The sequence below is a fragment of the Flavobacterium sp. IMCC34852 genome (assembly GCF_030643905.1).
Lineage (GTDB): Bacteria > Bacteroidota > Bacteroidia > Flavobacteriales > Flavobacteriaceae > Flavobacterium > Flavobacterium rivulicola.
The window spans coordinates 1,551,900-1,565,813 of the sequence record NZ_CP121446.1; the positions used below are offsets into that span (position 1 = coordinate 1,551,900).

Here is a 13,914-nt window from a genome sequence, read left to right on the forward strand (position 1 = left end):
CAAAAAAGAATACCTATAATTTTTGAATTGTGATTTTTGCTTCTAAATACTGCATTATTTTAATCCAAAAGCGCTGAAAATGTATCACCCTGTTTAATATCGCCTGAATTATAGCCTTTTTTAAACCAGTACATTCTTTGTTCAGAAGTTCCGTGAGTAAAGCTATCGGGTTGAACATGACCTTGCATTTTACTTTGAATAGCGTCATCACCTACGGCATGAGCGGCACTCAAGGCTTCTTCGATATCGCCTTCCTCCAATAAATTTTTGTTATAATGTGCCCAAACACCGGCATAAAAGTCGGCTTGCAGTTCGAGACATACTGATAATTTATTAGCTTCTTTTTCGCTTTTTCCTTGTTGCAGTTGACGTACTTTGCCCGAAGTTCCCAAAATGGTTTGTAAATGATGTCCCATTTCGTGGGCAATCACATACGCGATGGCAAAGTCGCCGCCTTGTGCGCCAAATCTTGTTTTTAATTCTTCAAAAAAACGCAAATCCATATAGATTTTTTTGTCGCCCGGACAGTAAAATGGTCCCGAAGCGGAAGTTGCGCTGCCACAAGCGGTGCTTACGCCGTCATCAAATAAAACCATGCCCGGTTCTTCAAAATCCATGTTGTTTTCTTGGAAAATTTTGGCCCATGTCTCGTTGTTGTAAACAAAACAAGCTTCGGAGAAATCGCCTAATTCTTTTTCTTCAGCCGATAATTCACGGGTTTTTGTTCCTTCTGTAGGTGTTTCTGTTCCTTGCGTTTGCTGGATGATATTGCCGATGGTTTGACCGGTTTCGCCTCCAAACATTTGGAGTAACAAAACTACAATACCAATAACACCTCCGCCAATTAGGGCTTTTCCTCCGCCCGACATACCTCTGCGGTCTTCAAAGTTACCACTGTCTTTTCTTTGCCATTTCATATTATGTTGAGTTTAGTTTAACTTCATTAAATCTCGAATAATTTTTTCCAACAACTCTTTGTCTATTGGCTTAGGAATGTAGTCATTCATGCCATTTTCGAGACATTTTTCTTTTTCCCCGATGACGGTACCGGCCGTTAGAGCGATAATCGGAATATTGGCGGTATTGGGTAATTGTCTGATGGCTAATGTTGATTCGTACCCATTCATCACCGGCATTTGAATATCCATTAGAATTAAATCCGGGATTAAAGTTTGTACTTTTTCAAAAGCTTCTTTTCCGTTTTCAAGTTCTATAATCTGAGCATTAGGCAAAATTTGTTTGACTAATGTTTTGGCCAAAAGCATATTGATTTTATTGTCTTCTACAATAAAAATTACTTTACCTGCTGTAGAAATCACAGTAGTGTTGTGACTTGCTTTAGCCGATTTGTCGAGTGATTTGTTGTTTTCAGTAGATTGATTGGAATAGGTGACATCTAAAACAAAACTAAATTCACTTCCTTTATTTGGTTCGCTGGTCAATTCCAACTTGCTGTTCATAAGTTCTAAAAGTTGGTTAGAAATGGAAAGGCCTAAACCGGTTCCGCCAAACCTTTTGGAAGTTGAATTGTCTTCTTGAGAAAAAGCTTCAAATATTTTTAATTGGTTGCTTTTTTTGATGCCGATTCCTGTGTCTTTGACCGCAAATTGTAGTTGGATACTGTCTTGATCAATGTTTTTAAAAACCGCTACTGATAAATCAATACTGCCTTTTTCGGTAAATTTAACCGCATTGCTCAGCAAATTGATTAAGACTTGTTTGAGGCGAATGTAATCAACCCAGATGAATTTCGGTACTTCTTTTTGAATGGTCAAATTGAGTTGTAATTTTTTAAGATTTGCTTCATACTGTATTAAATCCACTACTTGATTCAATAATTCAGCGATGTTTATTTTCTCTATGTTGAGCTCTAATTTACCCGATTCAATTTTAGAAAAATCGAGGATATTATTAATGACTTCCATCAAAGAAATGGCCGATTGGTTGATGGTATCCATGTATTTTTTTTGAATACTTTCCAGGTTGGTGTTCATCAAAAGCTCTGTAAATCCGATGATACCGTTTAGCGGTGTTCTGATTTCATGGCTCATATTGGCTAAAAATTCTGATTTAGCTCTGTTGGCGGCTTCGGCGTAATTTTTGGCTTTGATGGCTTCTTCAGCTTCCATACGGGAAGTGATATCGATAAAAATCCCAACTATGTAAACAATTTGATTGTCTTTAAAAATAGGTTCGCCAAACTCTTCCACCCAAACATATTGCCCCAATTTATTGATGATTCGATAGATTAAATGGATTTTCTGTTTGTTTTTAAACAAGTCATAGGCTTTTTCTCTAACGACCGCTATATCATCGGGATGTACCAAATCGATGTAGAACATTTTGTTTTGCAGAAAGTCTTCTTTGGGATAACCGGTGAGTTTTTCAATTTGGTCGTTGAGGTAAATTTTAGACCATTTTTCATCATATCTGGAAAGATGTACAGTTCCCGGAATGTTATTGGCCAAAAGACTGAACTTTTCTTCACTTTCTTTGATGATGGCTTCATTAATATTTCTTTCAAATGCAGAAGAAATATTATTAGCCAATGATTGCAGTATCGTAATTTCATCGATAGACCATTCTCTTTCAAGAGTTGAGTCGTCAAAAACCAAAAAACCGTGCAATTCATTTTTGACAAAAATCGGCAGAAACAAAACTGATTTTATATCAAAGGCTTCTAAGAAGTTTTTGGTGGTTTCATCTTTGATTTTTCTGACTATGGCGGCGTAATAATAATTTTCAACCATTTGTTTTAATACAAACGATAGCAAATCGATAGTTATGTTTTGCAGTTTTTCATTGGTTTCTGTAAACCCTTTTTCGGCAGCAATCCAACGGTGTTTTTGATAGTAAATGGTTTCCTTTTCGTTTTTGGCAAAGAAGGATATTTTATCTACTTTTAATACGGTACCAATTTCATTTACTATGCCTTTAAGGATGTCGTCTGTATTTTTATTGAGCAAGAATTTATCAATGTTTTTACTAATTACCGTCAGGATTTCACTTTTATAGGAAAGTTTTTTATCTGATTCTAATAGTAATTGTGCTTCAATGGCAATGGCTATTAAATCGGCTATAGAACGAGCAAAATTGATGTCTTCATTGTCCCATTCAAAAGCAGTATCCGTTTTCTCGAAACACAATATTCCAATGATTTTACCATTGATAAAAATAGGAGTATCCAACAACGACATGATATCGTTTTTGGGAACATAGTCATAACATAGTTCTTGGGTAATACTATTGTTGTAAACGTTAGAGGCTACAATCTGCATTCCGGTTTCTATGTTTTCAAAGTAGTTGGGATAACTCTCATTGGCTAAGAAAAAGTTCTTTTCAAACCGGTCACTTTTAAGATAATATATGCTTTCACATTTTAGCCCTTCAGGAATATAAGACCAATAACCAACCCTTTCAATAACGCAGTTTGTGGCAGCAACTTTGAGGATGTTTTTGAGAATTCCGCTAAAAGTGTCTTTGTTAGAATAGCTTTGTGACGTTAAAACTTTCAAAGTTTCATTGTGTATTCTAACTTTCTTGCTTCGATTGTAATGTTCAATTTCAAGGTTTTTAACCAAAGTGATGTCTCTGGCAATGGCCGAATAGCCTATAACTTCGCCGAAATCATTTTTCTTTAAAGTCACTTTTTGGGAAACCCAAATGGTTTCGCCGTCTTTTTTAAGCAATGGAAAGACCAAATCATTGTATTCCTGGGTTTCTTTTGGAATTTCGGTATAAAAATCGGTTACATAATCCAAATAATCTGCTCTGACAAAATTGGAGAAATGTTTGCCTAAAATATCTTCTTTCTCGTAGTGAAGTGTTTTTACGGCAAATTGATTGACATAGGTTATTACAGCATTCAAATCGATTTCATAGATTAAATCGGCTGCCGATTCTATCAAACTCCGGTATTGGTCTTTTATTTTGACTTGCTCCGTAACGTCTTGTCCGATACCGATTACAACATCTTCAGAATATTTTTTGTCTTTCCATTGAATGAACTTATAGTCACCGTTTTTACACTTTAATTTCCGTATGTAAGAACGATCATCAATAAATGTATTGTGGTAAGCTTCGCCAATAAATTCCGGATCTTCGGTTAGTTTCCAATAGCCCATTCCTAATACTTCTGCTACAGTATATCCCAAAATGGTTTCAACAGATTCACTACAAAAAGAGACTTCTCCTTTTCTGTTGGTGGTTATAATCAGCGAGTTTCCGTTATTGACGATAATGTCTGAAAAGAGGAATTTGTTTTTGGTTTCCAATAAGGCCAAATGTCTTGAAATGTGGATGGCTACTGTGGAAAGAAAAGTGCAAACCAATAAAACAGTCAAGGTACTTTCAATCAATTCGGTTTGATAACTGTAGATTAAAAAAGCAAAAATTGACAATACAAATATCCAATATTGAAGAATATTTTTTAAGACGAAGTAGGATAAGAAAAAGGCAACAATAAAGCTGACATATGATATTAGTTCGTAAGATTCGAAGAATAAATTGTATCCGATAAAACAAAAATAACCTAGATAGAATAAAGGAAAAATAATGGTTATCTTTTTATAAAAATAGTCATACTTGCTGCATAAAAAATAGCACAGCAACATCAGCGCTCCGACACTAAAATTAATCCCAACTTGGTGTGTGTCTCGCAATTCAAATACATCAACAATGGTTTCTACCAAAGGAATAGTAATCCCGAAAAAGAGACAATAAATTCTGAATTGTTCTTCTTTGGGTTCAAATTCCGAGTATTTCTTACTGAGGTTTAACTTCTTTTGTAAAGTTTTGTGAATGGCGATATAAAACAACAATGAAATAATCAGCAACAAACAGATTATCAGATAGCTATTAACATTGGCAAAAGAGAAAAGAGAATTCAAGGTACAGTAGATATTTAACCAATTAAACGATTTAGATTTTAAATTTTATAACTTTCGCATTACAATATACACAAAAATAAAAACACTGTTTACTTTTTAAAAACATATTCAGGAAAACCATTTTAATAATTTTTTTAAGGTGCCTAATTTACCTTTGTAAGGTGCATATCTAATCGTAATGTCGAGCCAATTGGCTTTTTTAACAATGGCTTTTTGGTGTGAAAACAATTCAAAACTTCGTTTGCCGTGATAAGCACCGATACCACTGTGACCAACACCGCCAAAAGGCAGTCGTTTGTTGGCAAAATGAATCAAGGTATCATTAACACAACCTCCGCCAAAGGAATATTGAGCCAATATTTTCTCCACAAATTTTTTGTTTTGGCTAAACAAATACAGCGAAAGCGGTTTTTCATATCGGGTAATGATTCGTTCCAAATCGGCTTCGGTTTTATATCCTAGAATTGGTAATATCGGGCCAAAAATTTCTTCTTGCATTACCAAACTATCGAGTGAAGGTTCATCGAGTAAGGTTGGCGACACATAAAAATCATCAGCCGAAGTTTTTCCACCCAAAAGAACAACTTGGTTTTCTAAAAGCGATATTTGTCTTCTCCAATTTTTTTCGTTGATGATACGCGGATAATCCGGAGATTTTTGAGGGTTTTCGCCATAAGCCAGCGTGATTTCTTCTTTTAAATACTCAATCAGTTTTGGTTTGATGTTTTGATCGACCAAAAGATAATCAGGAGCGATACAAGTTTGTCCGGCATTCAAAAACTTGCCCCAAACTATGCGTTTGGCCGCCAATTTCAAATTAGCTGTGGCCTCAACAATACACGGATTTTTTCCACCCAATTCTAAAGTAACCGGTGTTAAGTGAACTGCTGCAGCTTTGGCGACAATTTTACCTACAGTTACGCTTCCGGTAAAGAAAATGTAATCCCAGCGCTGGGACAATAAATTTTGAGAAACATCAATGCCGCCTAAAACACATTGCACGTGATTTTCTTCGAAGGTTGCTTGGATAATTTCAGCAATGACTTTGGAAGTATTGGGCGTTAATTCCGAAGGCTTAACCACCACTTGATTTCCTGCAGCAACGGCGGCTATCAAGGGCGCGAAAACTAATTGATAGGGATAATTCCATGGAGCGATAATCAAGATCTTACCATATGGTTCCGGGTAAAGATAATCGGCCGAGGGGAAATTCAAAAAAGAAGGCAAAACCCTTTGAGGTTTTGCCCATAGATTAAGATTCTTGATCGTGTATTTGAGTTCGGAAACAATAAAGCTTGTTTCGGTAGCGACCGCTTCGAATGCCGGTTTTTTGAAATCATCATGTAAAGCTTGAATGATTTCTGCTTCTTTATTTTCAACGGTCAGCAGTAATTTCAGTAACGATTGTTTTCTGTAATTCAAATCCGTTTTAAAAATCATGACAAGTTTTATTAGCTAGGCTAATATAGGATTTTTAATCAGAAAAGTACAATTCTTTATTACAAAAATGCCCAGCGGAATCCGGTATATATATCGCCTTGTTTGCTGTCGCTTACCAAAGCGGTGACCAATGAACTTGTACCCAAATAGAAACCGCCCAATCTGAAGCCCAAACCAACATTGGTTCCCGAAATTTCATTGAAAGTTACCGGAACATAAGTTTCAAAGAAACCTAAGTTTACTCTTGGGGTTATGCTGAAAATATTCGGCACGGTGATTTGGTCATTATCGGAATCTTCATTGACTTTTTGTTGCAAATAAGCCGTTACGTATAATTTTGGTACCAATTTGAAATCGACGTAGGTAGAAAGTACAGTTGGTAATTTGACTTTGAAATCGTTTTGTCCGCTAGTTTGAGTTAAGTAACCACTGTCGGATAAGATTTGTTCAACATCGCTTAAATTTTCTACGTTTTCAAACGAGCTTAAGTCTAAACCTTGTGGGTTTTGGGCATTGGGTTGGATATTCAAAACATAATTAGTCGACGAATTGTTATTGTCTTTAAAAGTCATGCTACCAATGTTTCTGATTGATAAACCGGCATTCAATTTATAATCTTTCCCTTTTTTCCATTGGTAATTAAAACCGATATCTCCGGCAAAACCGTTCAATCCGCCAAAAATCGATTTACTGTAATCGTCAAAATTGGTAAAACTATCCGCTAAATTTCCGGAATAGGCTATGTTTAAAGTTGCCGGCGAATTGGTAGTCAAATAAGCTCCGGTTGCATTTTCGGTAACTGTTCCGTCTAAATTGCTCAAACCAAAGTTAGAATACGAACCCGGGAATAATATTTTCAAAGTAAGGCCGGCACTGAATTTATGGTTGTCATTTTCAAAAAAAGTTCTTGCTGCCGACAAACCCACTTCTCCATAAGAAGTACCGCTCAATCTTTGATTATTAGGATTGTTCAAAAGCGTTGTATTCAGAATGATATTGTCATTGGTGATAGCATTTCCGATAGTCGGGTCGATATCTACCATATCAAACTTGGCATGGGCTTTAGTGGTAATGGCAAAACCCCATTTTTGCCAACGAATAGCCAATCCCGGACCGTTAATTTCGGCATCAATTCGGGCGTTTACCGGACTGGTTCCCTGAAAAATCAATGTCTCAAAATCGGCATCTGAGGAAATATCACTGAAAGCAATTTTATTGTTAGCCACATTAAAACTTAAACCGTAAATGTTGACCTCAAATTTTTTAGACAAATTGGCCAACTCGGCCGGATTAATATTGGCATTCAAAATACCAACTCGGTTAGAAGTACTGATTCCCGAATAATGGTCTTGGGCAAAAGTATTTAGCCCAATTAACAGACCTGCAGTTAAAATGATTTTCTTCATAGGTAAGATTGATTTAGGTTTATAACAGTTGGGTTTTTAAAAACCCTAACTACATTATAAACGTAAAAATAGTCAATTTAGTTTACAAAGCATTCCAAATAACTTCATTTGGCGTTGGTGCAATAATTTCCAGGGTTTCCTTGGTAACCGGATGGATAAAAACCAACTTTCGGGCATGCAAGTGAATGCCACCATCAGGATTACTGCGGTCAAAGCCATATTTCAAGTCGCCTTTAATAGGGCAACCTATAGCCGATAATTGCGCCCTGATTTGATGGTGTCTTCCGGTGTGTAGGTTGATTTCTAACACAAAATAGTTGTTGAGTTCTTTGATGATTTTATAATCCAAACTCGCTTTTTTGCTTTCAGGCACTTCCTTAAGATGTGCTTTAGAAGTATTGTTTTTTTCATTTCTTTTCAGAAAATGAACTAGATTGTCTTCTGTCTTTGGCGGTTTGTTTTTCACCACAGCCCAATAAGTTTTTTGGGTTTCTCGTTTGCTGAACAATTCGTTTAAACGCGTTAACGCCTTACTTGTTCTCGCAAAAACCACTATGCCGGTAGTTGGCCGGTCCAAGCGGTGAACCACACCCAAAAAGACTTCGCCGGGTTTATTGTATTTATCTTTAATGTATTCTTTAACAACTTCAGACAGCGGTTTGTCTCCGGTTTTGTCTCCTTGTACAATATCGCCAACGCGTTTGTTCACCACCATGATGTGATTGTCTTCGTGAAGCACTTTGAGGTTATCTTTATTTGAGACTAGCTTAGACATTTTAGACATTTTAGACTTCTTAGAAAGGTTAGATTTTTAAAGTCGTGCGGAATCGAGAAATCATTTTGATAATTTCATTTAACTCATTAGCAATAATCTCTAATTCTTCAGTATTGACAAAGCCTAAATCAGAAGCAATTAAAAGTTGTGTTTCAACTACATAAGCTGAACCAATGGCAATTTCTAAAAATCTGGAAAAATCTTTATTTGAACTTCTTGAAGAACCTTCAGCGATATTCGATGGAATAGAAACTGATGCACGACGCAATTGATTGGTTAAACCAAACTTTTCATCACTAGGAAATTTAGAGGTTATAGCATAAATCTGAGAACAAAATAATCTGCTTTTCTTCCAAATCTCCAATTCCTTATATCTATGCATATCTGATTATCTAAGAAGTCTAACAATCTAACTTATCTAAGAAGTCTAACAATCTAACTTGTCTAAGAAGTCTAATTAATATTGCTCGTTCTTATTCGGGAAATCTTGTGATTTTATATCTTCAACATATTGTCCGATAGCTTTTGTCATACCTTCATACAAATTCATATAGCGTCTTAGGAATCGCGGACTGAATTCATTATTCATACCAAGCATATCGTGAATCACCAAAACCTGTCCGTCAACGCCACCACCGGCTCCGATACCGATAACCGGAATCGAAATGGTTTTGGCTACTTTTTCAGCCAATGATGCCGGAATTTTTTCTAAAACCAAAGCAAAACAGCCTAGTTTCTCTAACAATTTGGCGTCTTCAATTAATTGTTCGGCTTCGGCTTCTTCTTTGGCACGAACGGTGTAAGTTCCGAATTTGTATATCGATTGTGGCGTCAAACCCAAATGGCCCATCACCGGAATTCCGGCATTCAAAATGCGTTTAATACTTTCTTTGATTTCACTTCCACCTTCTAATTTTACCGCATGACCGCCGCTTTCTTTCATGATTCTGATGGCTGAACGCAAGGCTTCTTTTGGATCAGATTGGTAACTTCCGAATGGCAAATCAACTACCACCAAAGCTCTTTCAATGGCTCTCACCACAGAAGATGCGTGATAAATCATTTGGTCTAAAGTGATTGGCAAAGTTGTTTCGTGACCTGCCATTACGTTACTCGCAGAATCACCCACCAAAATTACATCAACACCGGCGGTATCTACAATCTTTGCCATGGTATAATCATAAGCGGTCAGCATCGATATTTTCTCGCCATTGGCTTTCATGTCAAACAATGACTTGGTTGTAATTCTTTTGTAATCTTTTTTTGCAGTAGACATAATGGTTTATTTTGAAGTTGTAAAAGTATTAAATCTATTTTTGATGTAACAAAATTAAGACGGTTAATGTGATTTTATACTACTTTTGTCAAAACTGATTTGGTTTGATATTAAGATGAGAATGTCCAGTTGACATTCGGTTTTTGCCTATTTATTTTTGCTGAAACAAAAAATACCTGACAGCCACCGGCTGTCCTCCTTTTAATTTCAAATAATCAGGGCTAAAAAGGTCAATCATAAATCGTCCAAATAAACGAATAACCAAATAACCGAATCAACTTAAAAATGCCTAAAATACTAATCATCGAAGACGAAGCCACCATCCGAAGAGTATTGATCAAAATACTTACCGAAGAAAGCGATACTTATACCGTTGAAGAAGCCGAAGACGGAAAAACAGGTTTTGAAAAAATTAAAAGCGAAGACTACGACTTAGTGTTGTGTGACATCAAAATGCCCAAAATGAGCGGCGAAGAGCTACTTGAAGCTGTCAAAAAAATCAAACCTGAAATCCCGATGGTGATGATTTCCGGTCACGGAGATTTAGAAACTGCAGTTAACACCATGCGTTTAGGTGCTTTCGATTACATCTCAAAACCACCCGATTTAAATCGATTATTAAATACCGTTCGAAACGCTCTGGACAAAAAGCAATTGGTCGTAGAAAATAAAATTCTAAAGAAAAAGGTTTCCAAAAACTACGAAATTATTGGTGAGAGCGAACCCATCAATCACATCAAACAAATGATTGATAAAGTTGCCCAAACCGATGCCAGGGTTTTAATTACCGGACCTAACGGCACCGGAAAAGAATTGGTTGCCCATCAATTACACGAAAAAAGCGAAAGAGCCAATGCGCCAATGATTGAAGTCAACTGCGCCGCTATTCCATCTGAATTAATTGAAAGCGAATTGTTCGGTCACGTAAAAGGTGCCTTTACATCCGCGGTGAAAGATAGGGCCGGAAAATTCGAAGCTGCCGATGGCGGAACGATTTTCTTAGATGAAATCGGCGATATGAGTTTGTCAGCTCAAGCTAAAGTATTGCGTGCGTTGCAAGAGAGTTTGATTCAAAGAGTCGGCGCCGATAAAGATATTAAAATCAATGTGCGTGTCGTAGCGGCAACCAACAAAGATTTGAAAAAAGAAATCGCCGAAGGTCGTTTCCGAGAAGATTTGTATCATCGTTTGGCGGTCATTTTAATCAAAGTACCTTCACTAAACGAGAGACGCGATGATATCCCGTTATTGATAGAACATTTTGCTGTAAAAATTGCTGAAGAGCAAGGGAATGCACCAAAATCTTTTTCCAAAGACGCGGTCAAATTATTGCAAGAATACGATTGGACCGGTAATATCCGAGAACTAAGAAACGTGGTGGAAAGATTAATTATCCTAGGTGGAAGCGAGATTTCAGAAATGGATGTTAAATTGTTTGCCTCTAAATAGCAGTTAGCTGTCGGCGATTAGCGAGTTTCTTTTGCTAAAAGCTAAAAGCTAAAAGCTAAAAGCTAAAAAAAATGAACCTAAAAAAAATAAACCCAAACCTCCAAAAAGCACTCATCGAACACGGTTTAACCGAAGCCAATGAGATGCAACAGGAAACTTTTTCTACCATTAAAAGCGGTGCCGATGCGGTAATTCAATCACCCCAAGGAACAGGGAAATCGACGACTATAGTGTTGAATGTTATCCAACGATTGGAAAAATCGGTTGGTGAAAGTACTCGCGCTTTGATTTTGGTGGAAAACAAAGAACGCGTTTTAGAAATGGAAGAAATGTTTCTGAAACTCGGAACCTATCACGACTTGAGTATCTTTGGGGTACACGACAAAGGCGATATCGATTATGATAAAAATATAGTATCTATGGGATTGGATATATTAATCGGAACACCCAACAAAATCAATGCGATGTTTGCTTCTGCAGGTTTTAACAGTAACACCATCAAGATGTTTGTAGTAGACGATGCCGATATTTTATTCAGAAATCGAATGGATGCGGTAGTACTTCGCTTGTCGCAAAGTATCGAGAAAACCCAACGCTTATTTTTTTGTTCCCAAATTACCGAAAGGGTAGAAGTATTGGCAGATAAAGTCATGATAGAACCTACTTTCTTTGAGATAGAAGAATAATTGTCATAATTCATAATTCGTAATTCGTAATTCAAAAAAATGGGATTAATCAAAATATTTTCAGGCGATGTAATTCTCGCTGTCACTTTAAAAGAAAAACTCGAAGAAGCCAATATCAATGTGGTAATTCGGGATAACAATCAGGCGAATGTATTGCCCAGTATTCAAACCGTAAAACCGGTGGAATTGTTTATTCAGGAAGTTGATTTCGGCAAAGCCAATCCGGTAATTGAGGATTTTCGATTAAGCATTTAAATTGAGAAAAGCGGTTGAAATAGCACTTTTTTTCTTAGTCGTTTTTGTTTTCGACCGATTCTTGTTTTTACCCGGTAGAATGGCCGGCACTTGGGAATATAAAACCGGAACTAATATAGGAGACACCATCACTTTCGAAAATATTGATATCGTAAATAATTTTGAAGTGAAAATCAGTGCCAACAAAAAATTAGATTCTTTTTATTTGTTGGGTTGCTATTTCGGAACCTTGTATTTGTTGGATAAAGATACGCTGGAATATACGGTTTATGAAGCATATGAACCGCTTGATTTTCAATAATCTTGATTATTTAAATATTTTCAATCGGCTTACCAGTATTGAAATAAATACGCCAAAAACACCAATCACCGCAAAGGAATATTCTAAACTGGTTAGTTCGGCTATAAAACCAATCAGCGGCGGCCCGATTAAAAATCCGAGGAAACTGATACTCGTTACTATCGTCAAGGCGATACCCGTTGGGACATTTTCATTATTTCCGGCCACGTTAAAGATAATCGGTACGACATTGGAAACCCCAAAACCAACCAACATAAAAGCAATCATACACGGAATCAAATAAGGCAATAAAACCGCCATGTATAATCCGGTCGAAATGATTAAGCCGCTGATGATGAGGACTTTTTTGCCCCCATATTTAGCTACCAAAATATCACTCAAAAATCTTCCCGAAGCCATACTGATCATAAAAGTGGTGTAACCCAAAACCACTAATGCGCCCGGCGCTTTGACAATTTCTTTGAAATATACACCACTCCAATCAAACATAATGCCTTCGCTCGCCATACCGCAAAAACAAATTACGCCCAACCACAGCAATGTTTTGTCGGGATTTTTCCAAAAGGAATAACTCGATTTTTCTTCTTCCGGCTTGGATTTGGCAATAATGAGGTATTTGTAATTGGTCAATAAAATTATCACAACCAACCCAAAGGCTACGGTGAAATGTTGGAATGGAGTCCATTCAAAAGTCAGCATAAGTAGCCCAACCAGTGCCCCAAAAAAACCGGCCAAACTCCAAGAACCGTGAAACGAGCCAATAATCGGCTTGTCAAACAACTGTTGGGTATAAACCCCTTGTGCATTCACCGCTATATTGCAGAAGTTACAAAAGAAACCAAACAAAAGCAATCCGATTGCTAAGTGCCAAGTTTGGCTAGCCAATCCTATAAAAATCAAACAAAAGGCATAAAGGAATAGTCCTAAAATGGAGATGTTTCGACTACCATATTTTGTTACAATTTTACCTGTAAACGGCATCGCTATCAATTGTCCAATCGGTAAAGCAAAAAGCATCGTTCCTAATTCGGCTTCACTTAATTGTAATATCGATTTGATATCCGGGATTCGGCTGGCCCAAGTTGAAAAACAGAATCCCATCCCAAAGAAAAACAGAGAAGTAGCTAATCTAACCCTTTTGAGATAAGATTTTTTGGTTTTTCTAAAACCTTTGTTAATCTTGGCTTTGGGTAAAATTTTGGCTAAAAAACTATAATCTATTAAAGGCATAGCTGAACTTTGTGTTTGTAGAATGCAAAAATACACATTAAGTTTTGTCAGCCTTCGTTCTTGATGAATTACAACGTTATTGTTATTAATTTTTAATGTTAATCAGCTATTTTTTAATCTCAAATTTCAAATCTTCGATTCCATATTTACACTATCTTTGCACCTTCAAAAAAATAGCTTTCAGCTATTAGCATCAGCTACTAACAA

12 protein-coding genes are annotated in these 13,914 nt (G+C 36.6%); 4 read left to right on the forward strand and 8 right to left on the reverse strand.

Annotated elements, in window-relative coordinates; all coding sequences use genetic code 11:
- Positions 1 to 59: 59 nt before the first annotated feature.
- The 7 genes from ypfJ to panB form a co-directional block, all read right to left on the reverse strand.
- The gene (ypfJ, locus tag P7V56_RS06640; RefSeq protein WP_171222363.1) at positions 60 to 917 is read right to left on the reverse strand and encodes a KPN_02809 family neutral zinc metallopeptidase; all 858 of its coding nucleotides are present in this window, start codon (positions 915 to 917) and stop codon (positions 60 to 62) included.
- 12 nt (positions 918 to 929) lie between these two features.
- Complete coding sequence (locus P7V56_RS06645; protein ID WP_171222364.1) at positions 930 to 4,889, reverse strand: PAS domain S-box protein; 3,960 nt, start codon at positions 4,887 to 4,889, stop codon at positions 930 to 932.
- Between the two features lie 108 nt (positions 4,890 to 4,997).
- A complete protein-coding gene (locus tag P7V56_RS06650; protein WP_171222365.1) occupies positions 4,998 to 6,329 on the reverse strand; it encodes an aldehyde dehydrogenase in 1,332 nt (443 codons plus the stop codon).
- A gap of 59 nt (positions 6,330 to 6,388) precedes the next feature.
- On the reverse strand, positions 6,389 to 7,735 hold the full coding sequence (locus P7V56_RS06655; protein WP_171222366.1) for a DUF5723 family protein: 1,347 nt from the start codon (positions 7,733 to 7,735) through the stop codon (positions 6,389 to 6,391).
- A gap of 82 nt (positions 7,736 to 7,817) precedes the next feature.
- Complete coding sequence (locus P7V56_RS06660) at positions 7,818 to 8,510, reverse strand: RluA family pseudouridine synthase (protein WP_171222367.1); 693 nt, start codon at positions 8,508 to 8,510, stop codon at positions 7,818 to 7,820.
- Positions 8,511 to 8,538: 28 nt separating this feature from the next.
- A complete protein-coding gene (locus tag P7V56_RS06665; RefSeq protein ID WP_171222368.1) occupies positions 8,539 to 8,892 on the reverse strand; it encodes a four helix bundle protein in 354 nt (117 codons plus the stop codon).
- A 75-nt stretch (positions 8,893 to 8,967) separates the two neighbouring features.
- Positions 8,968 to 9,786 carry a 3-methyl-2-oxobutanoate hydroxymethyltransferase gene (panB, locus tag P7V56_RS06670; protein WP_171222369.1) on the reverse strand — a complete coding sequence of 273 codons (819 nt, stop codon included), beginning with the start codon at positions 9,784 to 9,786 and terminating at the stop codon, positions 8,968 to 8,970.
- A gap of 285 nt (positions 9,787 to 10,071) precedes the next feature.
- Between panB and P7V56_RS06675 the strand changes: the two genes are divergently transcribed.
- The 4 genes from P7V56_RS06675 (at position 10,072) to P7V56_RS06690 (ending at position 12,477) form a co-directional block, all read left to right on the forward strand.
- Positions 10,072 to 11,235 carry a sigma-54-dependent transcriptional regulator gene (locus P7V56_RS06675; RefSeq protein ID WP_171222370.1) on the forward strand — a complete coding sequence of 388 codons (1,164 nt, stop codon included), beginning with the start codon at positions 10,072 to 10,074 and terminating at the stop codon, positions 11,233 to 11,235.
- A 71-nt stretch (positions 11,236 to 11,306) separates the two neighbouring features.
- Positions 11,307 to 11,921, forward strand: coding sequence for a DEAD/DEAH box helicase (locus P7V56_RS06680; RefSeq protein WP_171222371.1), 615 nt, complete (start codon positions 11,307 to 11,309; stop codon positions 11,919 to 11,921).
- 39 nt (positions 11,922 to 11,960) lie between these two features.
- Positions 11,961 to 12,176 carry a putative signal transducing protein gene (locus P7V56_RS06685; RefSeq protein ID WP_171222372.1) on the forward strand — a complete coding sequence of 72 codons (216 nt, stop codon included), beginning with the start codon at positions 11,961 to 11,963 and terminating at the stop codon, positions 12,174 to 12,176.
- A 1-nt stretch (position 12,177) separates the two neighbouring features.
- Entirely contained in the window at positions 12,178 to 12,477 is a 300-nt protein-coding gene (locus P7V56_RS06690) for a hypothetical protein (RefSeq protein ID WP_171222373.1), read from the forward strand.
- Between the two features lie 6 nt (positions 12,478 to 12,483).
- Here P7V56_RS06690 and P7V56_RS06695 read toward each other — a convergent pair whose 3' ends face one another.
- Positions 12,484 to 13,707 (reverse strand): MFS transporter, encoded by a 1,224-nt coding sequence (locus tag P7V56_RS06695; RefSeq protein WP_171222374.1) that lies wholly within the window; start codon positions 13,705 to 13,707, stop codon positions 12,484 to 12,486.
- Positions 13,708 to 13,914: the final 207 nt, after the last annotated feature.

Coding starts and splice junctions, on each gene's coding strand:
- ypfJ (WP_171222363.1), bottom strand. CDS start 917: ATGAAATGGCAAAGAAAAGACAGTGGTAACTTTGAAGACCGCAGAGGT.
- P7V56_RS06650 (WP_171222365.1), bottom strand. CDS start 6,329: ATGATTTTTAAAACGGATTTGAATTACAGAAAACAATCGTTACTGAAA.
- P7V56_RS06655 (WP_171222366.1), bottom strand. CDS start 7,735: ATGAAGAAAATCATTTTAACTGCAGGTCTGTTAATTGGGCTAAATACT.
- P7V56_RS06660 (WP_171222367.1), bottom strand. CDS start 8,510: ATGTCTAAGCTAGTCTCAAATAAAGATAACCTCAAAGTGCTTCACGAA.
- P7V56_RS06665 (WP_171222368.1), bottom strand. CDS start 8,892: ATGCATAGATATAAGGAATTGGAGATTTGGAAGAAAAGCAGATTATTT.
- panB (WP_171222369.1), bottom strand. CDS start 9,786: ATGTCTACTGCAAAAAAAGATTACAAAAGAATTACAACCAAGTCATTG.
- P7V56_RS06675 (WP_171222370.1), top strand. CDS start 10,072: ATGCCTAAAATACTAATCATCGAAGACGAAGCCACCATCCGAAGAGTA.
- P7V56_RS06680 (WP_171222371.1), top strand. CDS start 11,307: ATGAACCTAAAAAAAATAAACCCAAACCTCCAAAAAGCACTCATCGAA.
- P7V56_RS06685 (WP_171222372.1), top strand. CDS start 11,961: ATGGGATTAATCAAAATATTTTCAGGCGATGTAATTCTCGCTGTCACT.
- P7V56_RS06695 (WP_171222374.1), bottom strand. CDS start 13,707: ATGCCTTTAATAGATTATAGTTTTTTAGCCAAAATTTTACCCAAAGCC.